Annotated in this window: 18 protein-coding genes; 11 read left to right on the top strand and 7 right to left on the bottom strand. The window is 56.8% G+C overall.

Annotated elements, in window-relative coordinates:
- The first annotated feature begins 118 nt into the window (after window positions 1-118).
- A complete protein-coding gene (locus EPD60_RS08095; protein WP_131448622.1) occupies window positions 119-775 on the top strand; it encodes a phosphatidylserine decarboxylase family protein in 657 nt (218 codons plus the stop codon).
- Window positions 776-811: 36 nt separating this feature from the next.
- A complete protein-coding gene (locus EPD60_RS16940; protein ID WP_165871474.1) occupies window positions 812-979 on the top strand; it encodes a hypothetical protein in 168 nt (55 codons plus the stop codon).
- A 79-nt stretch (window positions 980-1,058) separates the two neighbouring features.
- Here EPD60_RS16940 and EPD60_RS08090 read toward each other — a convergent pair whose 3' ends face one another.
- Window positions 1,059-1,706 (bottom strand): response regulator, encoded by a 648-nt coding sequence (locus EPD60_RS08090; protein WP_131448620.1) that lies wholly within the window; start codon window positions 1,704-1,706, stop codon window positions 1,059-1,061.
- Window positions 1,707-1,980: 274 nt separating this feature from the next.
- Here EPD60_RS08090 and EPD60_RS08085 point away from each other — a divergent pair, with 274 nt between their 5' ends.
- Window positions 1,981-3,039, top strand: a complete 1,059-nt coding sequence (locus EPD60_RS08085) for a sensor histidine kinase (RefSeq protein ID WP_131448618.1) — start codon at window positions 1,981-1,983, stop codon at window positions 3,037-3,039.
- Here EPD60_RS08085 and EPD60_RS08080 read toward each other — a convergent pair.
- Window positions 3,026-3,448 (bottom strand): response regulator, encoded by a 423-nt coding sequence (locus tag EPD60_RS08080; protein WP_131448616.1) that lies wholly within the window; start codon window positions 3,446-3,448, stop codon window positions 3,026-3,028. The genes EPD60_RS08085 and EPD60_RS08080 overlap by 14 nt on opposite strands.
- 168 nt (window positions 3,449-3,616) lie before the next feature.
- Window positions 3,617-4,321 carry a YjjG family noncanonical pyrimidine nucleotidase gene (locus tag EPD60_RS08075; protein ID WP_131448614.1) on the bottom strand — a complete coding sequence of 235 codons (705 nt, stop codon included), beginning with the start codon at window positions 4,319-4,321 and terminating at the stop codon, window positions 3,617-3,619.
- 33 nt (window positions 4,322-4,354) lie between these two features.
- On the opposite strand from EPD60_RS08075, the gene EPD60_RS08070 reads away from it, so the two are divergent.
- The gene (locus tag EPD60_RS08070) at window positions 4,355-5,056 is read left to right on the top strand and encodes an SDR family oxidoreductase (RefSeq protein ID WP_131448612.1); all 702 of its coding nucleotides are present in this window, start codon (window positions 4,355-4,357) and stop codon (window positions 5,054-5,056) included.
- A gap of 137 nt (window positions 5,057-5,193) precedes the next feature.
- Here the strand turns inward: EPD60_RS08070 and EPD60_RS08065 are convergent, their stop codons facing one another.
- The 4 genes from EPD60_RS08065 to EPD60_RS08050 are packed head-to-tail and all read right to left on the bottom strand — an operon-like array spanning window position 5,194 to window position 8,294.
- Window positions 5,194-5,901 (bottom strand): response regulator transcription factor, encoded by a 708-nt coding sequence (locus EPD60_RS08065; RefSeq protein WP_131448610.1) that lies wholly within the window; start codon window positions 5,899-5,901, stop codon window positions 5,194-5,196.
- 9 nt (window positions 5,902-5,910) lie between these two features.
- Window positions 5,911-6,882 (bottom strand): sensor histidine kinase, encoded by a 972-nt coding sequence (locus EPD60_RS08060; protein WP_131448608.1) that lies wholly within the window; start codon window positions 6,880-6,882, stop codon window positions 5,911-5,913.
- Window positions 6,882-7,361 (bottom strand): gliding motility lipoprotein GldH, encoded by a 480-nt coding sequence (locus tag EPD60_RS08055; protein ID WP_131448606.1) that lies wholly within the window; start codon window positions 7,359-7,361, stop codon window positions 6,882-6,884. The genes EPD60_RS08060 and EPD60_RS08055 overlap by 1 nt, the downstream gene beginning before the upstream one ends.
- Window positions 7,362-7,418: 57 nt before the next feature.
- The gene (locus tag EPD60_RS08050) at window positions 7,419-8,294 is read right to left on the bottom strand and encodes a YicC/YloC family endoribonuclease (RefSeq protein ID WP_131448604.1); all 876 of its coding nucleotides are present in this window, start codon (window positions 8,292-8,294) and stop codon (window positions 7,419-7,421) included.
- A gap of 341 nt (window positions 8,295-8,635) precedes the next feature.
- On the opposite strand from EPD60_RS08050, the gene EPD60_RS08045 reads away from it, so the two are divergent.
- The 7 genes from EPD60_RS08045 (at window position 8,636) to EPD60_RS08015 (ending at window position 14,761) form a co-directional block, all read left to right on the top strand.
- Window positions 8,636-9,583: a UDP-3-O-(3-hydroxymyristoyl)glucosamine N-acyltransferase gene (locus EPD60_RS08045; protein ID WP_131448602.1), complete on the top strand. Its 948-nt coding sequence runs from the start codon at window positions 8,636-8,638 to the stop codon at window positions 9,581-9,583.
- 24 nt (window positions 9,584-9,607) lie between these two features.
- On the top strand, window positions 9,608-9,883 hold the full coding sequence (locus EPD60_RS08040; protein ID WP_165871473.1) for a hypothetical protein: 276 nt from the start codon (window positions 9,608-9,610) through the stop codon (window positions 9,881-9,883).
- Window positions 9,884-10,009: 126 nt separating this feature from the next.
- Complete coding sequence (locus tag EPD60_RS08035; protein WP_131448598.1) at window positions 10,010-10,750, top strand: LOG family protein; 741 nt, start codon at window positions 10,010-10,012, stop codon at window positions 10,748-10,750.
- 2 nt (window positions 10,751-10,752) lie between these two features.
- Entirely contained in the window at window positions 10,753-12,858 is a 2,106-nt protein-coding gene (locus EPD60_RS08030) for a glycoside hydrolase family 97 protein (RefSeq protein ID WP_131448596.1), read from the top strand.
- A gap of 211 nt (window positions 12,859-13,069) precedes the next feature.
- A complete protein-coding gene (locus EPD60_RS08025) occupies window positions 13,070-13,390 on the top strand; it encodes a SemiSWEET family sugar transporter (protein WP_131448594.1) in 321 nt (106 codons plus the stop codon).
- The gene (locus EPD60_RS08020) at window positions 13,387-13,992 is read left to right on the top strand and encodes an HAD family hydrolase (RefSeq protein ID WP_131448592.1); all 606 of its coding nucleotides are present in this window, start codon (window positions 13,387-13,389) and stop codon (window positions 13,990-13,992) included. The genes EPD60_RS08025 and EPD60_RS08020 overlap by 4 nt, the downstream gene beginning before the upstream one ends.
- 160 nt (window positions 13,993-14,152) lie before the next feature.
- Window positions 14,153-14,761 carry an HAD family hydrolase gene (locus EPD60_RS08015; RefSeq protein ID WP_131448590.1) on the top strand — a complete coding sequence of 203 codons (609 nt, stop codon included), beginning with the start codon at window positions 14,153-14,155 and terminating at the stop codon, window positions 14,759-14,761.
- The last annotated feature ends 117 nt before the right edge of the window (window positions 14,762-14,878 follow it).

Here is a 14,878-nt window from a genome sequence, read left to right as displayed (position 1 = left end):
CAACTACAAGCTTCGCCAAACACGATTGTCCCGACGCCCGCGCCGGGACTTTTCTTTTGAAGCCCCGGTATCCGGCACGTGGCCGAATGCGTTACTTTTGCCCGCATAAAAGCTTCGCATGCGCATACATAAAGAAGGATTGGCCACGATCCTCATTGCTACTATCGTGGTTTCGGCCGTTAACCTGCTGACGCTTTTCCTGGTGATGCCCAGTTATCCCGTGCTGGGCTGGATTATCATGATCGGAATGGTGGGCCTGCTTATTTTCATTCTGTCCTTTTTCCGGATCCCGAAGCGCAACCATGCCACGGGTGAAGACCTGATCGTGGCGCCCTGCGACGGCACCGTAGTGGTGATGGAAGAAGTGGAGGCCGACGAATTCTTCAAGGACAAGCGCCTCCAGCTGTCGATCTTCATGAGCCCGCTGAATGTACACGTAAACCGCAACCCCTGCGACGGCGAGGTGCTGTACAGCCAGTATCATCCCGGCAAGTTCCTGGTGGCCTGGCACCCGAAGTCGAGCACCGAGAACGAGCGGCACAGCGTGGTGTACGAGCTGCATGGCAAGCAGATGCTGGTGAAGCAGATCGCGGGCGCCCTGGCCAAGCGGATCGTCAACTACCTGAAGCCCGGCATGAAGGTGAAGCAAGGCGAAGAGATGGGCTTTATCAAGTTCGGCTCGCGTGTAGACCTGCTGCTGCCCATCGGTACCAGGCTCGACGTCAAGATCAACCAGAAAGTGAAGGGCGGTGTTACCGTGCTCGGCAAATGGTAGGAATTGGGCTATCTTTAAAATACTAATCGCTCCGATATGAAAAAATACATGCTGATCGCCCTCGCCGGCCTCTTCGCCGCGGGTACTGTTTTCGCCACCGTGAATGGTGAGAAAGACAAAGGCAAAAAGAAAAAGCAGGGCTGCTGCCAGAAGATGGAAAAGTCGGCCTGCAAAAAAGACATGAAGAGCTGCGCGAAAATGTAAGCGCACCTCGACCTTCTACTTACCAGAAAAAAAAGCCCGGGCAGTGCGCCCGGGCTTTTTTGTGTTCACTGGCTACGGGTCAGAAGCCCATCGAGTGATGATGCATTTTATAAAGTACGGCCAGGTCTTTCAGCTCGAATACCGTGGCAATCCGTAGTTTTTCAAACACACGGGCTTTATAAGTGCCCACGGTTGAAGGCTTCACGTTGATGCTTTGCGCAATAGCGTTGATGCTGGCGCCGGACAGCAGCAGGTTGACGATCTCGAACTCGCGTCGCGATAACTGGTCGAAGGGGTTCAATGCCTGCGTGGCGCCGGCGCCGGCCATGATCTCGGCAAAGTTTTGACTCATATAGGTTTTACGCCGGAACACAAGCTCAAAGGCCTTTTTGATCTCATCCAGTGTGGACTCCTTGGGCAGGTAGCTGCGCGCGCCCGCGGCCAGCATGCGGCGGCCATACACCTTTTCCGGGAGCATCGAAAAAACCAGGATATACGTTTTGGGATACCGGATCGATATCAATTCCACCAGGCTGATGCTGTCGGTGTTCCGGATATGTATGTCCATCACGAGAATGTCGATGTGCTGCTGGCGCAACACCTCCATCGCCTCGTCGCCGTCGCCGGCCTCGAACAGCTGCAGGTTGGCAAAAGCATCCTGAAGCAGGAGCTTCAGGCCCGCGCGCATCACTGCATGGTCATCTACAATAAGAACCTTTTTCTCCACGGCGCGAAATACACTTTTAAATCGTTACAGAATATACATTACCCCATCGGCGGCTGAAATGTAGCGGCCCGGCTACAAATATCTTTCCCCGGTTTCTAAACCTTTGGCCAAAATCCGGCGACCGGAAGCCTGGCCGCCACAGGCAAAGCGCAACGCGTCAGCTGTTCCGGTAAACATTAACAAAAGCCCTTATTATTGGCAAGGGCTATGGCAGCGGGGTACCTTTGTAATGACAAACCGTGTACAGCGCAGCCGGATATTTTAAATCTGCATCATGCTTGATTACCGGAAGCTTTTTGATTCTTTTCCCGGAGCCTGTCTCCTGCTGGCACCCAAGCCGCCAGACTTCACCATACTGGATGTCAACGCCGCCTACCTCGGTATTACCCAAACCACCCGCGCCATCATCGGCCGCCCGCTCTTCGAAGTTTTTCCCGACAACCCCGGGCAGCCGGATGCAAGTGGTGTAAAAAACCTGACGGCATCGCTGCACCAGGTGCTCAACGGGCGCGCCCCGCACCAGATGGCGATACAGCGCTACGACACGCTGCAACCAGGCACCGACAGGTTCAGGATCCGGTTCTGGAAGCCGACAAACATACCGGTATTCAGCGACGATGGCAGCATCGCCTGCATTCTTCACACCGTTGAAGAAGTGACCGACATGGTGCTGTTGCGCCGGGGCCTGAAAGACCAGAGCCAGCGGCAGATCCGCGATGCAGTGCTCACCACCCAGGAAATGGAGCGCATGGAAATCAGCCAGGAACTACACGACAATATCAACCAGATCCTGTTTACCGCGCGGCTTTTCCTGGAAAAGGCCAAATCGGCCGAACGCGTGGACGACGCCTTTCTCGTACGCGGGCATGAGCTTGTGCTGAAAGCGATCGACGAGGTGAAAAAACTCTCCAACGCCCTGCTTGATTATTCACCTGAAGAAAAACAGCTTACCGAGTCCCTCGAAGACGTGCTGGGCTACGTGGTGGACCTTAAGCTTTTCAACCTCACCAGGAATTTCGAGCTCCCCGACGAGCCGCTGATCGAATCCAAGATAAAAACTACCGTCATCCGCATTTTGCAGGAGCAGCTGGCCAATGTGATCAAACACGCCGATGCCCATAACGTGATCGTCACTATTCACTTTAGCAATAACGAGCTGGAGCTTTCCATACGCGACGACGGGAAAGGCTTTGATATGACCCGGGTAAATGCCGGGATGGGCTTTCAGAGCATGAAGACAAGAGCTGCGGTGATGGATGGCCGCGTCGACATCACGTCGTATCCCGGCGACGGTTGCCAGGTACGCCTGGCTTTGCCGATCAGGCCCCGATAGGCCTGCAGGCAGCGCAGCAGTCGAGCATCTTGCGCGCTACGTTCACGCACTCCATCACCGTGTTTGGCTTTGTGAAAAAGGCGAGGGCGCCCTCCTGCAGGCAGAAGCGTACATCCTCGTAAAAGGAAGAGGTGGTGAAAATGATCACCGGTGTTTTTTCCCAGCCCTTAATGTTCCGGATACTGCGTAACACCATGGCGCCGCCGGCCAGGGGCATCTGCATATCGCAGACGACAATGGGTGTGGTACCGAATTCGGGTGCGCCGGACTGCAGGTGTCGCAGCAGGTAATCCCCGTCTTCGAACTGGGTAAGGCGTACGCCGGGGTCGCATTGCTTCAGCACATCCTCGAACAACCAGCGGTCTTCGGGATCGTCGTCGGCGTGAAAAATATGAAAGGTGGACTGCATCGTTTTCAAGGTATGAAGCGCTAAAAGTACCGCCAATGGCAGGCGCAGCCCCTATTTGATGAGCTTTGTTTCAAAATGTAGCCGGACCACTACAGGCATTTTCGCGCCGCCCGCGGGCCGCTGTTTTGCTTTTCAAAAAAACAAATACTGCAGGAAAGGGGCCCGCCGTCACAGGAAATCCATCAACTGTTTCAGCGCCGTGATGGTATAGGTTGGCTGAAAGCTCTGCGGCACCCCGTTGTAATTTACGTGCACCGCGTCCATCCCCACGCCCCGCGCGCCTGCCACATCGATATCGAGCGCATCACCGATCATGAGGCTTTTTGATGCGATGGTGCCGGCCTTTTCCATGGCATAGTGAAAGATCGCGGGTTGCGGCTTCAGGCTGTTGCTGCCTTCGGAGGTGATCACATGACGGAAGAAGGTATCCAGGCCCGACACGCGCAGCTTCATGTGCTGGATCTGCTCGAAGCCATTGGTGATCATGTGCAGTCCGTAGCCACGCTCCTGCAGGTAGGTGAGCACCTCGCGTGTATCGGGAAAAACGCGTGTGCGCGTGGGCATCAGCTGCAGGAACAGCTCGCTCAGCTGCCGGCTCAGCGCTTCGTCGGCCACTTTGAAGTCGAGCAGGGTAAGCCACATACGCTTGATGCGGAGCTCGTCCTGCTTGATATATCCTTTGCGGTAACGGTCCCAGAGCTTTTCATTATGCCCGATATAGGATTGGTAAAAAGCGTCGAAGTCGTGGATGCCCCGCTCCGGCAGCTTCAGGTCGAGGTGCAGCTGCTCCAGGGTGGCGCGGGCATTGGCGTCGAAGTCCCAAAGGGTATGATCGAGGTCGAAGAACAGATGCAGGTATTTGCTTGCGGGCATCGAGTAGCTTTGCGTGAACCAACAAAAATACAGATGAACGTCGTGATCACCGGCGCCTCGCGCGGCATCGGCAAGGCCATCGCTGAAACTTTCGCACTCCACGGCCACAACTTGTTCCTCAACGCGCGCACCGAGGCAACGCTGCTTGCAACCGCCGAATCGCTCCGTACCCGCTTTCCCAACGTACGCATCGAAACGCTGGCGGCCGACATTGCGCTGCCCGAAGGCGCCCGCCTCTTCGGCGACTGGGTCACCCGCCACGCGGATGCGATCGACGTGCTGGTCAACAACACCGGCACCTTTACGCCGGGCTCGATCTCCTCGGAGCCGGAAGGCGCGCTCGAGCACATGCTGGCCACCAACCTGTACAGCGCCTACCACGTTACCCGCGCGCTGCTGCCGAAAATGATGGCGGCGAAGGGCGGCCACATCTTTACCATCTGTTCGATCGCCTCGCTGCAGGCTTACCCCAACGGCGGCGCCTATAGCATTTCCAAATTCGCCCTCCTCGGCTTCACCAAGAACCTGCGCGAAGAACTCAAGCCGCAGGGCATCAAGGTCACTTCCGTGATGCCCGGCGCGGTATATACCGACTCCTGGAACGGCTCCGGCGTTTCGGAAGACCGCATCATGAAGCCCGGAGATATCGCCTCGCTGATCTATACGGCGAGCCAGCTTTCCTATGCGGCCACGGTGGAAGAGATCGTGATAAGGCCGCAGCTGGGCGACCTCTAGTTGATGGCGGCAGAGAGAAGGAGCGCTGATTCCGCAAGCGGAATGCGTCGATCAGTTATGATTTATTATGATTGGCTGACGCCGGTTTTCCAATCTGCGTAAATCATAACAGATCATAAAGAATCTGCGTTCTTTCTCTACTCTGCGTATTTATAGCCTACGCCCCGCACCGAATGAAAATACTTCGGGTTTCTGGAGTCCTCCTCGAAATACTTCCGGAAGTTGAGGATGAAATTGTCGATCGTACGCGTGGTGGGATACACGTTGTAGCCCCACACCGACTGCAGGATCTTCTCGCGCGGCACCACGTCGTTCTTGTTTTCGATGAGCAGCTTCAGCAGCATCGTTTCCTTCTTGCTGAGCTCGATGCGCCCGCCGTCTTTGGTCTGGGCCTCCTGCGCCTTGAAGTTGATCGTATGCCCGCCGAAGCTGTAGGTATCGCCCACCGTGGTCTTCTCGCGGATCTTCTTGTTTTTCGAGATCAGCTTCTGCACGCGGATCATAAGCTCCTCCAGGTTAAAGGGCTTGGTGAGGTAATCGTCCGCGCCCTTTTTGAGTCCCTTGATGCGGTCCTCGCTGGCATTGCGCGCGCTGAGTATGAGGATCGGCACCTCGTCGTTGGTGAGGCGGATGTTCTGCGTCACGCTGAAGCCGTCGACCTCAGGGATCATGATGTCCATGATGATGAGGTCGAAGTATTCTTCCTGGAAGGATTTGAGGGCGGCGATGCCATCATAGGCCGATGTCACTTCATAGCCTTCCAGTTCAAGGTTGAGGCGCAGCGTTTCGTGGAGGTTCTCTTCGTCTTCCACCAGCAGGATGGAAAGCTTCTGGTTGGTTGTCATGGCGGTGATCTAAAAGCGTACGGTAAAGGTAGCACCCGTGGGGACATTGTCCGACAGGTCGATCTCGCCGCCGTGGGCGCGCACGATCAGCTCGCTGATATAGAGGCCAAGCCCGGTGCCCTGGGTGCTGCGCGTTTGCTCGTTGCCCACCCGGTAAAATTTGCGAAACACGTTCTTCTTTTCTTTATCCGGGATGCCGGGACCTTCATCGCGCACCGTCAGCACGGGCCCGTTGGCGCCGGGGGCAAGCACGCAGGCAATGGCCTTGTCGCGCGGCGAATACTTGTTGGCATTCTCCACCAGGTTGCTCACCAGCAGCTGCAGCAGCAGCGGGTCGCCGTCGAAGGCGATGCCGGGTGTGATGTCGGCAGCAAGACGGCGGGATGGATAGCGGGCCGAGAACTTCTGCAACACCCCGGCCACGAGCTCCGACAGGTCGAGCTCTTCGCGGGTAGGCTGGTAGGCTGCTGCGTCGAGCTGTGAAGAAAGCAGCACATTATTAATAAGGGTGTCGAGCCGTACCGTTTCGGTAAGCGTAGCCGCCAGCAGGCGCTGCTGCCTGTCTTCGGGCAGCTGCCGCTTCTGGAGCGTTTCCAGGTTGAGGCGCGCCACCGACAGGGGTGTCTTGAGCTCGTGGGTGATCGCCATCACGAAATTCTGCTGTTGCTGCTGAAGGCGAAACTGCCGGCGCACCAGCCGGTAGATATAGGCAGCACCGAAAATGAGCAGCAGCAGGAAGGTGAGGCCTTCATATACATACTTCAACGAATTGCGCCCATACCGCTCTTCAATGGCGGCACGCATCGCGGTATCGCCCGGTGCCACGGCGGCCAGCTGCTCCCGCTTCAGGTCGCGCAGGTCCTGGTTCTGGCGCTCGAGGGAAAGAAACCACCAGGCCAGTGCGATGACGATATAAGAAAGCAGTACCCAGAAGATGATGGTGGCGCGGCGCAGCTGGCGGCGCGAATCGGTGCGCGACATCAGCGCGCCGTTTTCTTTTCCACGCGCAGCCCCACGTTGTAAACTTCCTGCAGCGGGTTCTCACGCATGATGTGCTCGATTGTGAAAACGTAGGTGCCGGCCTGGTGAAAGCGGAAATCCTGGTTCACCGGCGTCAGCGCAATGCGGTGCTCGTAGATATCGTCCATGCCGCTGCCGAGCCAGCCGCGCCCGCCCGCGGCCAGGGGCAGCTCGTACTGCGCCGTATTGGTGCTGCCGTCGGGCGACACCGTATGCAGGTTGATCCAGAGGTTGTTATAATTATAGCGGGCCGAATGCCGCAGCAGCACATACAGCTGGTAGGGCACCGTCGTATCCTTGATGTTGAAGCGGAAGACGGGCTTTTCGCTGCTCTTCCAGGCATGACCGCTGATGCTGACAGCCCGGTCGTACAGGTCAATCGTATCGCAGCCCGAAAGGGCAAAAACCGAAAAGAGGCAGATCGTCAGTAGTCGGGTCATATCACAAAACTAATCTCAGATGTCAGATCTCAGATCGCAGATCCGGGATCTGAGATATTAAAGTACGTTGAGCACCTGCTCCTTCGCCTTCTCCAGCTCGTCTTTCATCTGCACCACGCACTTCTGGATGTTGTGGTCGTAGGCCTTGGAGCCGGTGGTGTTGATCTCGCGGCCGATCTCCTGGAGGATAAAGGAAAGCTTCTTGCCCTTGTTGGAATCTTCCTCGTTGAGCACGGTGGTGAAATATTCGAGGTGGTTGTTGAGGCGTACCTGCTCTTCGGAGATGTCGATCTTCTCGATGTAATAAACGAGCTCCTGCTCCAGCTTGTTCTCGTCGTAATTCTCCTTGCCCACGTGCTCTTCGAGCAGCTTCACGATGCCCTCGCGGATCTTCTGCTGGCGCGTCGGTGCCAGTTCGGCTACCTGGGCCTGCTGGGCGGCGATGTTGGAGATGCGCAGCTCGAGGTCCTGCTTCAGCGAGCGGCCTTCGTCGGCGCGGTGCCGGTTGAGGTCTTCGATGGCGGCGCCGAGCACGCGCTCAAACTGCTGCCACTCGGCGTCGGTGAGTGTTTCGCTCGACGGCGTGATCACCTCCGGAAGCTTGATGATGGTGCTCAGCATGTCGCCCGTCTCCAGCCCCAGCTCGGAGGCGAGGTTGCTCAGCGAATGATAGTAGGCCTTCACCAGGTCGGTGTTGATGGTGATCGGCTTTGAAGAGCCGGTCTCCTTCAGCGAGATGATGCAGTCGACCGTACCGCGCCCGAGTCCTTCACTCAGCACCTTGCGGATGTTGAACTCGAAGGGCTTCAGGAAAGCCGGCATCTTGAGTTGCAGCTCGAACTGCTTTCCGTTGAGTGATTTGATATCGATGAGAAAGGTCTTGTCGCCAACTGCCTGTTCTGCCCTGCCGAAGCCGGTCATTGATTTGAGCATGCCCGTTTTTTTAGTGTGAGTAAAGGTATCGGAAATACGCTACGCGCGTCTTTTACAAAGTGCCGGTACACAAACGTACCGAAACAAAAAGTCCCGGCGAGAACACCGGGACTAATATTGGGTTGGGTTAGTAAGTCAGGAAATAAATTTCCTACCACAATATTAAAAAGTTTTTTCGCTATTGGAAAAATTTTATGCACAAATTTATTCACATTTTTTCTTCTCGTTGATAAGCTTGTTGCATGTCGCGCATCATGATGCAACAGGCAAGGCGGTCATCGCGCACGCATTTCGATACACCGCCAACGCACAACCCTAACTTTGCTTCTTCAAATCAACGTATGCGATTCGAACAACCTGTTCCGATAACCGAGATCGCCGCGCTCATCGGCGCTGAAATCATCGGCAATAAAGAAGGTGCCGCAACCGGCATCAACGAGATTCACAAAGTGGAAAGCGGCGACCTCGTGTTTGTCGATCACCCGAAGTATTACCGCAAGTGCATCGAGTCGGCGGCTACCTTCATCATCATCAACCAACCCACGGAAGTCCCGCCGGGCAAGGCTTTGCTGCTGGTGGCCGAACCCTTTGAAGCCTACCTCGCCATCGTGCGTCACTTCCGTCCGTTTACGCCGCTGTCGAAAAATATCGCCGACACCGCCATCATCGGCGAAGGCACCGTGGTGCAGCCGGGCGCGGTCATCGGCAACGCGGTGCGCATCGGGCGTAACTGCATCATCGCACCCAACGTGGTCATCGGCGACCACTGCATCCTCGGCGATGATGTGATCGTGCAATCTGGTTCGGTGATCGGCTCCGATGCGTTTTATTACAACAAGAAAACCAACCGCGCGATCCACTATAAAAAAATGCTGAGCTGCGGCCGCGTTATCCTCGAAGACGGCGTGGAAGTCGGGGCTAACTGTACCATAGACCGCGGCGTGAGTGCCGACACCATCATCGGCGCCGGCACCAAGATGGACAACCTCGTGCACATCGGTCACGATACCGTCGTTGGCAGGAACTGTCTCTTCGCCGCGCAGGTAGGTATCGCCGGTGCCACCACCATCGAAGACAACGTGATTCTCTGGGGCCAGGTAGGCGTCAGCAAAACACTCACCGTGGGCGCGGGCGCCGAGGTATATGCGCAGAGCGGCGTACCCGCCTCCATTGCCGGCGGCAAAAAATATTTCGGCTCGCCGGTGCAGGAAGCTTCGGTGAAGATGAAAGAACTCGTTTGGATCAAGCGCATCCCGGAGCTGTGGGCGCGCGTGGTAGGCAAGGAATAATTCTATGGCAACAGAATTGCTGCAATGATGAAAAGCATTCAAATGAAAATGGCCTGCTTCCTCCTCCTGCTGCTGGCCGCCTGCGGCGACCGCTCCGCCAAGGAGCAGGAGACCGACCTGTCCACCGCCGACAGCACCATCATCCGCTATACACCCGATACCGGGCCGCTTACCGATACCGACGATTTCAACAAGCCGTCATCCGAAGACATCACCCTCGACTCCCCCCTGGGCAGCCCAAGCCCGGGCTGGGATACCGTGCTCCGAAACCCCGAAGGCGGCACCCGGAAGCCCCGCTAACACGGATCGCCGCGACCAGCGTTTTATTTGAACACCGGCGGGGCCACCGGCGCGCATCCCGGAAATGATATTCCATCCGCGCTTTCTCGTCCGGCGGGTCCTACTTTTAGAACATCAACCCTTTCCATGCCCGAAAAAGTAAAGCACAACCCGATCATTCCGCGCAAGCGGCACGTGTACCTCGAAGGGCCCAAAAGCCGTCCTTATGAATTCCGGTTCGCCTGGAAGGTTTTCCGCGAGCTGGTTACCGCCATCCGCGTCCTGCACTTTGTCGGCCCCTGCATCACCGTCTTCGGGTCGGCGCGCTTCAAGGAGGAACATCCCTATTACAAGGCCGCCGTGGAATTCGGAAAGCGCATCGCCGAGATCGGGTTCACCACCATGACCGGCGGCGGCCCCGGCATTATGGAAGCCGCCAACCGCGGCGCCTTCGACGCCGGCGGCATGTCGGTAGGCTGCAACATCAAGCTGCCCTTCGAGCAGGTGGAAAACAAGTGGCTGCACAAAAGCAAAACCTTCGAATACTTCTTCACCCGCAAAACAATGCTGATCAAGTATTCCTACGCCTTCATCATCATGCCGGGTGGCTTCGGCACGATGGATGAATTCTTTGAAACACTCACCCTCATTCAAACCAAGACCATTTCGGGCTTCCCCGTGGTGATGTGGGGCACCGAGTATTACAAGGAGCTGATGGAAGCCATCAAGGATATGGCAAAACGCGGCACCATCTCCACCGCCGACCTCGAGCTCGTACTCCTTACCGACAATGTCGACGAAGGCATGGAGCATATCCGGAAGTTCATTCAGTCCAATTACAAGATCAAGCCCCGCCGCCGGCGGTGGTGGCTCTTTGAAAACAAATGATTATGAAACGCTACCTCTCCCTTCTTGTGGCACTGGCCTCCGGGCTGTTTGCCTTTGGTCAGAAAACATTCAGCCTGCAGTCGCCCGACGGCGCCCTGCGCCTTGATGTTGCCAACGAGGCCACCGGACAGCTCCGCTATAGCCTCACCTACAAAAACAAACCGGTGCTGCTTCCCGGAACGCTGGGCATCACCCTGAAGGAGCCCAACGTAAACCTCTCGCTGTTCCGCATAACGGCCAACACCACCAGCACCCACGACGCCAGCTGGCAGCCCGTGTGGGGCGAGTGGGCCAGCATCCGCGACCGCCACTACGAGCTGCGCCTCGGGCTCGAAGACCTCGGCGACCAGCACCTACGCGTGGATGTGGTATTCCGGCTCTTCAACGAAGGCCTCGGCTTCCGCTACGAATTCCCGGCGCAGGCAGCCCTGCAGCATTTCGTGGTGGCCAGCGAGAACACGCAGTTTCACCTCGCCGGCGATCACAACGCCTTCTGGATCCCCGGTGACTTCGACTCCAACGAATATCCTTACCACCGCACGCGCCTCAGCGCCGTAGATGCCTGGGCCGACAGCACGCATAGCGAGATCGGCGTAAAAAGCATCATCGGCAAAGACTATGTGCAGACACCGCTCATGCTGAAGAGCGACGACGGTCTTTATATCAACATACACGAGGCCGCGCTGGTGAACTACCCCGCGATGGACCTCGCCGTCAACAAAAGCAACAATACGCTGCAATCGGTGCTGGTGCCCGATGCGGTGGGCAACGCAGCCTACCTGCAGGCGCCGGCGCATACGCCCTGGCGCACCATCATCGTCAGCGACAAGGCAACCGAAGTGCTGGCTTCCACCAAAATGATCCTCAACCTCAACGAGCCCACGAAGCTGAAGTCGACGGCCTTTATCCGCCCGCAGAAGTTTGTGGGCGTATGGTGGGAGATGCACGTGGGCAAAAGCAGCTGGGACTACGCCGCCACGCAATCCGCCTCCACGCTGGTGGCGCACGGCCACCACGGGGCCAACACCCCCAACGTGAAGCGCTATATCGACTTTGCCGCAAAGCACGGCATCCCCGGGGTGCTGGTGGAAGGCTGGAACGTGGGCTGGGAAGACTGGTACGGCAAATGGAAGGAGAATGTGTTCGACTTTGTGACGCCTTACCCCGACTTCAACGTAAAGGAGCTGCAGGCCTATGCAAAGAAGAAAGGCGTGAAGCTGATCATGCACCACGAAACCTCGGGCTCGGTCACCAACTACGAGCGCTGGATGGATACCGCTTACCGCTTTATGAAGCAGCATGGCTACGACGCCGTGAAGACGGGATATGTGGGCCGCATCATTCCGCGCGGCGAGCACCACGACGGGCAGTGGATGGTGAATCATTATGTGCGCGTGGCAGAAAAGACCGGCCGCTACGGCATCATGGTGGATATGCACGAACCCACCCGACCCACCGGCCTGCACCGCACCTATCCCAACTGGCTGGCTTCGGAAGCCGCACGGGGCAACGAGTTCAACGCCTGGAGCGTGGGCAACCCGCCGGCGCATGAAACCATATTGCCCTTTACACGCCTCATGGGTGGTCCCATGGATTATACGCCGGGCATCTTCGAGATCAAGATGAGCGCTTATGACCCGAAGAAGAAGGAGCAGGTGCATACAACGCTCGCCAAGCAGCTGGCGCTTTACGTAACGATGTACAGCCCGCTGCAGATGGCTGCCGACCTGCCGGAGAACTACGAGAAGCACCTGGATGCATTCCAGTTCATTAAAGACGTTCCTACCGACTGGGACGACACGCGTTACCTCGCCGCTGAGCCCGGCGAATACCTCCTCGTGGCGCGAAAGGCGAAAGGCCGCAATGCCTGGTTCCTCGGCGCCATCAGCAACGAAAAACCGCGCAGCGTCGAAGCCGACCTGTCTTTCCTCGGGCCCGGTGCCTACATCGCAACGATCTACCGCGATGCCGACGATGCCCATTGGCAAAACAACCCGAAGGCCTACAAGATCGAAACGATGACGGTTACGTCCGCCACAAAGCTTCCGCTGAAGCTCGCCGCGGGCGGCGGATGCGCGATCAGCATTGTGCCGAAAAGCAAGAAGTAATTAAGAGAAAGGCCCGCTCCGCGGGCCTTTCTCGTCATTGCGAGCGTAGCGAAGCAAACTCCCCGACCTAAAGGCTGATTGAAACCAAAGAGAGCACCTATGCGGAAACCGTTTGCGTTTCGACCACCCTGCGTGAATCAGGAGCTTGCTTCGCTTCGCTCGCAATGACGGCTATCGCCGTCGCGCTGTACCTTCACTTAAACACAACGACATGGAACTCATCGAAATCCTCGGCATGGTCGCCGGCTCCATATCCGCCATCACCTTCCTGCCGCAGGTGATCAAGACCTGGCGCACGAAGTCGGCGGCCGACATCTCGCTGCTCATGTTCACCTTCGCCACCATCTCGGTCATCCTGTGGCTGGTGTACGGCATCGTCAAAAAGAGCGTTCCCATTATTTATACCAACAGCCTCGTGCTCGTCTTCTCGGTCATCATGCTGTATTTCAAGTTTCGCTACGGCAAAAGCCACACAACGGCAACCGGAGGCACGGTGAAAGTAGTGCTACCCAAAGAGCAGGTGACTTCATGAGTACCCGCAGCATCATCTGGGACCTGGGTAACGTGCTGGTAGACTGGAGCCCGCGTTACCTCTATGATAAAATCTTCAAAGACAGCAAAGAGCGCGACCACTTCCTGGAGCATATCTGCACCATGGAGTGGCACAACACCGTTGATGGCGGCCGGCCGGTGAAAGAGGCCACCGAACAACTCGTGCGGCAGCACCCTGCGTGGGAGCAACCGATCCGTGCCTTTTACGCACGCTGGAAAGAAATGTTCCAGGGCGAAATCGAAGGCTCTGTGGCAATTCTGCGCACCCTGAAAGAGAAAGGATTTTCGCAATACGCCCTCAGCAACTGGAGCGCCGAGCTCTTTGAGCAATCGCGCTGCGACTTTCCCTTCCTCGACTGGTTCGACGGCATCGTACTCAGCGGCGCCGAGCGAATGACCAAGCCGCATCCCGGGCTATACCTCGTACTGTTAGAGCGTTTCAACATCAATGCTGCTACTGCGGTATATATCGACGACCGGGAAAGCAATGTAGCCACCGCTGTTAACCTGGGCATGGACGGCATCGTCTTCCGTGACCCCGAAACCCTGCGCCGCGACCTGAAATTGCGTGGCCTGCTTTGAGTGAGAAAGAACGCAGATTTCTTATGATTTATTAAGATTAACGCAGATAAGGTTGCGGGCGAATGCAAATCATAAACAACCTGCGCATTCCGCATGCGTAATCAGCGTTCTTTCGCTCCACGTCCGGCCGCTTTCTACCTTTGCCGCACAAACAACCATCGTGATCCAGGATATCATTTTCGATCTCGGGGGCGTTCTCATCGACTGGAACCCCGACTATGTATTTAATAAAGTTTTTGAAGGCCGCCCTGAAGACAAGAGGCACTTCTTCGAAAAAATCTGCACCTCCGACTGGAACGAGGAGCAGGACGCCGGCCGCTCCCTGCGCGAAGCCACGCAACTGTTGGTAGACCGCCATCCCGAATGGAAGGAGCAGATCGAAGCCTACTACGGCCGCTGGGAGGAAATGCTCGGCGGGCCCATCGAAGGCACCGTGGAGATCTTCCGGCAGCTAAAGGAAAGCGGCCGCTATAAGATTTACGCACTGACCAACTGGAGCGCCGAGCTCTTTCCCATCGCGCTGGAGCGCTACGAGTTTCTTCACTGGTTCGACGGGCGCGTGGTAAGCGGTGAAGAAAAGATGCGCAAGCCCTTCCCGGAATTTTACCAGCTCACACTGGAGCGCTTCGGCCTCGAAGCAGCCAACACGCTTTTCATTGACGACAATGCGCGTAATGTAAAGGCGGCAGAGGAGCTGGGAATTCAGTGCATCCGCTTTACGGCGCCGGAGCAACTGGAAGCAGAGCTGAAAGCAACAGGTTTGCTGTAGCATGCTACGCGCGAAGCCGACAGCGTAGCTGTCATTGCGAGCGAAGCGAAGCAAACTCCGGATTTACGCAGGGTGGTCGAATCTGAAAGAGTTTACGAACTAAAGCTTTTGCCGGCT

Source organism: Flaviaestuariibacter flavus, assembly GCF_004337505.1.
In the GTDB taxonomy this organism is placed as follows: Bacteria; Bacteroidota; Bacteroidia; order Chitinophagales; family Chitinophagaceae; genus Flavisolibacter; species Flavisolibacter flavus.
The sequence above is the reverse complement of the archived record's forward strand: the minus strand, read 5'-3'. Positions and strand labels throughout refer to the sequence as shown.

Excerpts from the sequence above, each read along its gene's own strand:
- EPD60_RS08055 (WP_131448606.1), bottom strand. The coding sequence starts at position 7,361 with ATGACCCGACTACTGACGATCTGCCTCTTTTCGGTTTTTGCCCTTTCG.
- EPD60_RS08070 (WP_131448612.1), top strand. The coding sequence starts at position 4,355 with ATGAACGTCGTGATCACCGGCGCCTCGCGCGGCATCGGCAAGGCCATC.
- EPD60_RS08040 (WP_165871473.1), top strand. The coding sequence starts at position 9,608 with ATGATGAAAAGCATTCAAATGAAAATGGCCTGCTTCCTCCTCCTGCTG.
- EPD60_RS08030 (WP_131448596.1), top strand. The coding sequence starts at position 10,753 with ATGAAACGCTACCTCTCCCTTCTTGTGGCACTGGCCTCCGGGCTGTTT.
- EPD60_RS08085 (WP_131448618.1), top strand. The coding sequence starts at position 1,981 with ATGCTTGATTACCGGAAGCTTTTTGATTCTTTTCCCGGAGCCTGTCTC.
- EPD60_RS08075 (WP_131448614.1), bottom strand. The coding sequence starts at position 4,321 with ATGCCCGCAAGCAAATACCTGCATCTGTTCTTCGACCTCGATCATACC.
- EPD60_RS16940 (WP_165871474.1), top strand. The coding sequence starts at position 812 with ATGAAAAAATACATGCTGATCGCCCTCGCCGGCCTCTTCGCCGCGGGT.
- EPD60_RS08095 (WP_131448622.1), top strand. The coding sequence starts at position 119 with ATGCGCATACATAAAGAAGGATTGGCCACGATCCTCATTGCTACTATC.
- EPD60_RS08045 (WP_131448602.1), top strand. The coding sequence starts at position 8,636 with ATGCGATTCGAACAACCTGTTCCGATAACCGAGATCGCCGCGCTCATC.
- EPD60_RS08020 (WP_131448592.1), top strand. The coding sequence starts at position 13,387 with ATGAGTACCCGCAGCATCATCTGGGACCTGGGTAACGTGCTGGTAGAC.
- EPD60_RS08080 (WP_131448616.1), bottom strand. The coding sequence starts at position 3,448 with ATGCAGTCCACCTTTCATATTTTTCACGCCGACGACGATCCCGAAGAC.
- EPD60_RS08050 (WP_131448604.1), bottom strand. The coding sequence starts at position 8,294 with ATGCTCAAATCAATGACCGGCTTCGGCAGGGCAGAACAGGCAGTTGGC.
- EPD60_RS08035 (WP_131448598.1), top strand. The coding sequence starts at position 10,010 with ATGCCCGAAAAAGTAAAGCACAACCCGATCATTCCGCGCAAGCGGCAC.
- EPD60_RS08025 (WP_131448594.1), top strand. The coding sequence starts at position 13,070 with ATGGAACTCATCGAAATCCTCGGCATGGTCGCCGGCTCCATATCCGCC.
- EPD60_RS08060 (WP_131448608.1), bottom strand. The coding sequence starts at position 6,882 with ATGTCGCGCACCGATTCGCGCCGCCAGCTGCGCCGCGCCACCATCATC.
- EPD60_RS08065 (WP_131448610.1), bottom strand. The coding sequence starts at position 5,901 with ATGACAACCAACCAGAAGCTTTCCATCCTGCTGGTGGAAGACGAAGAG.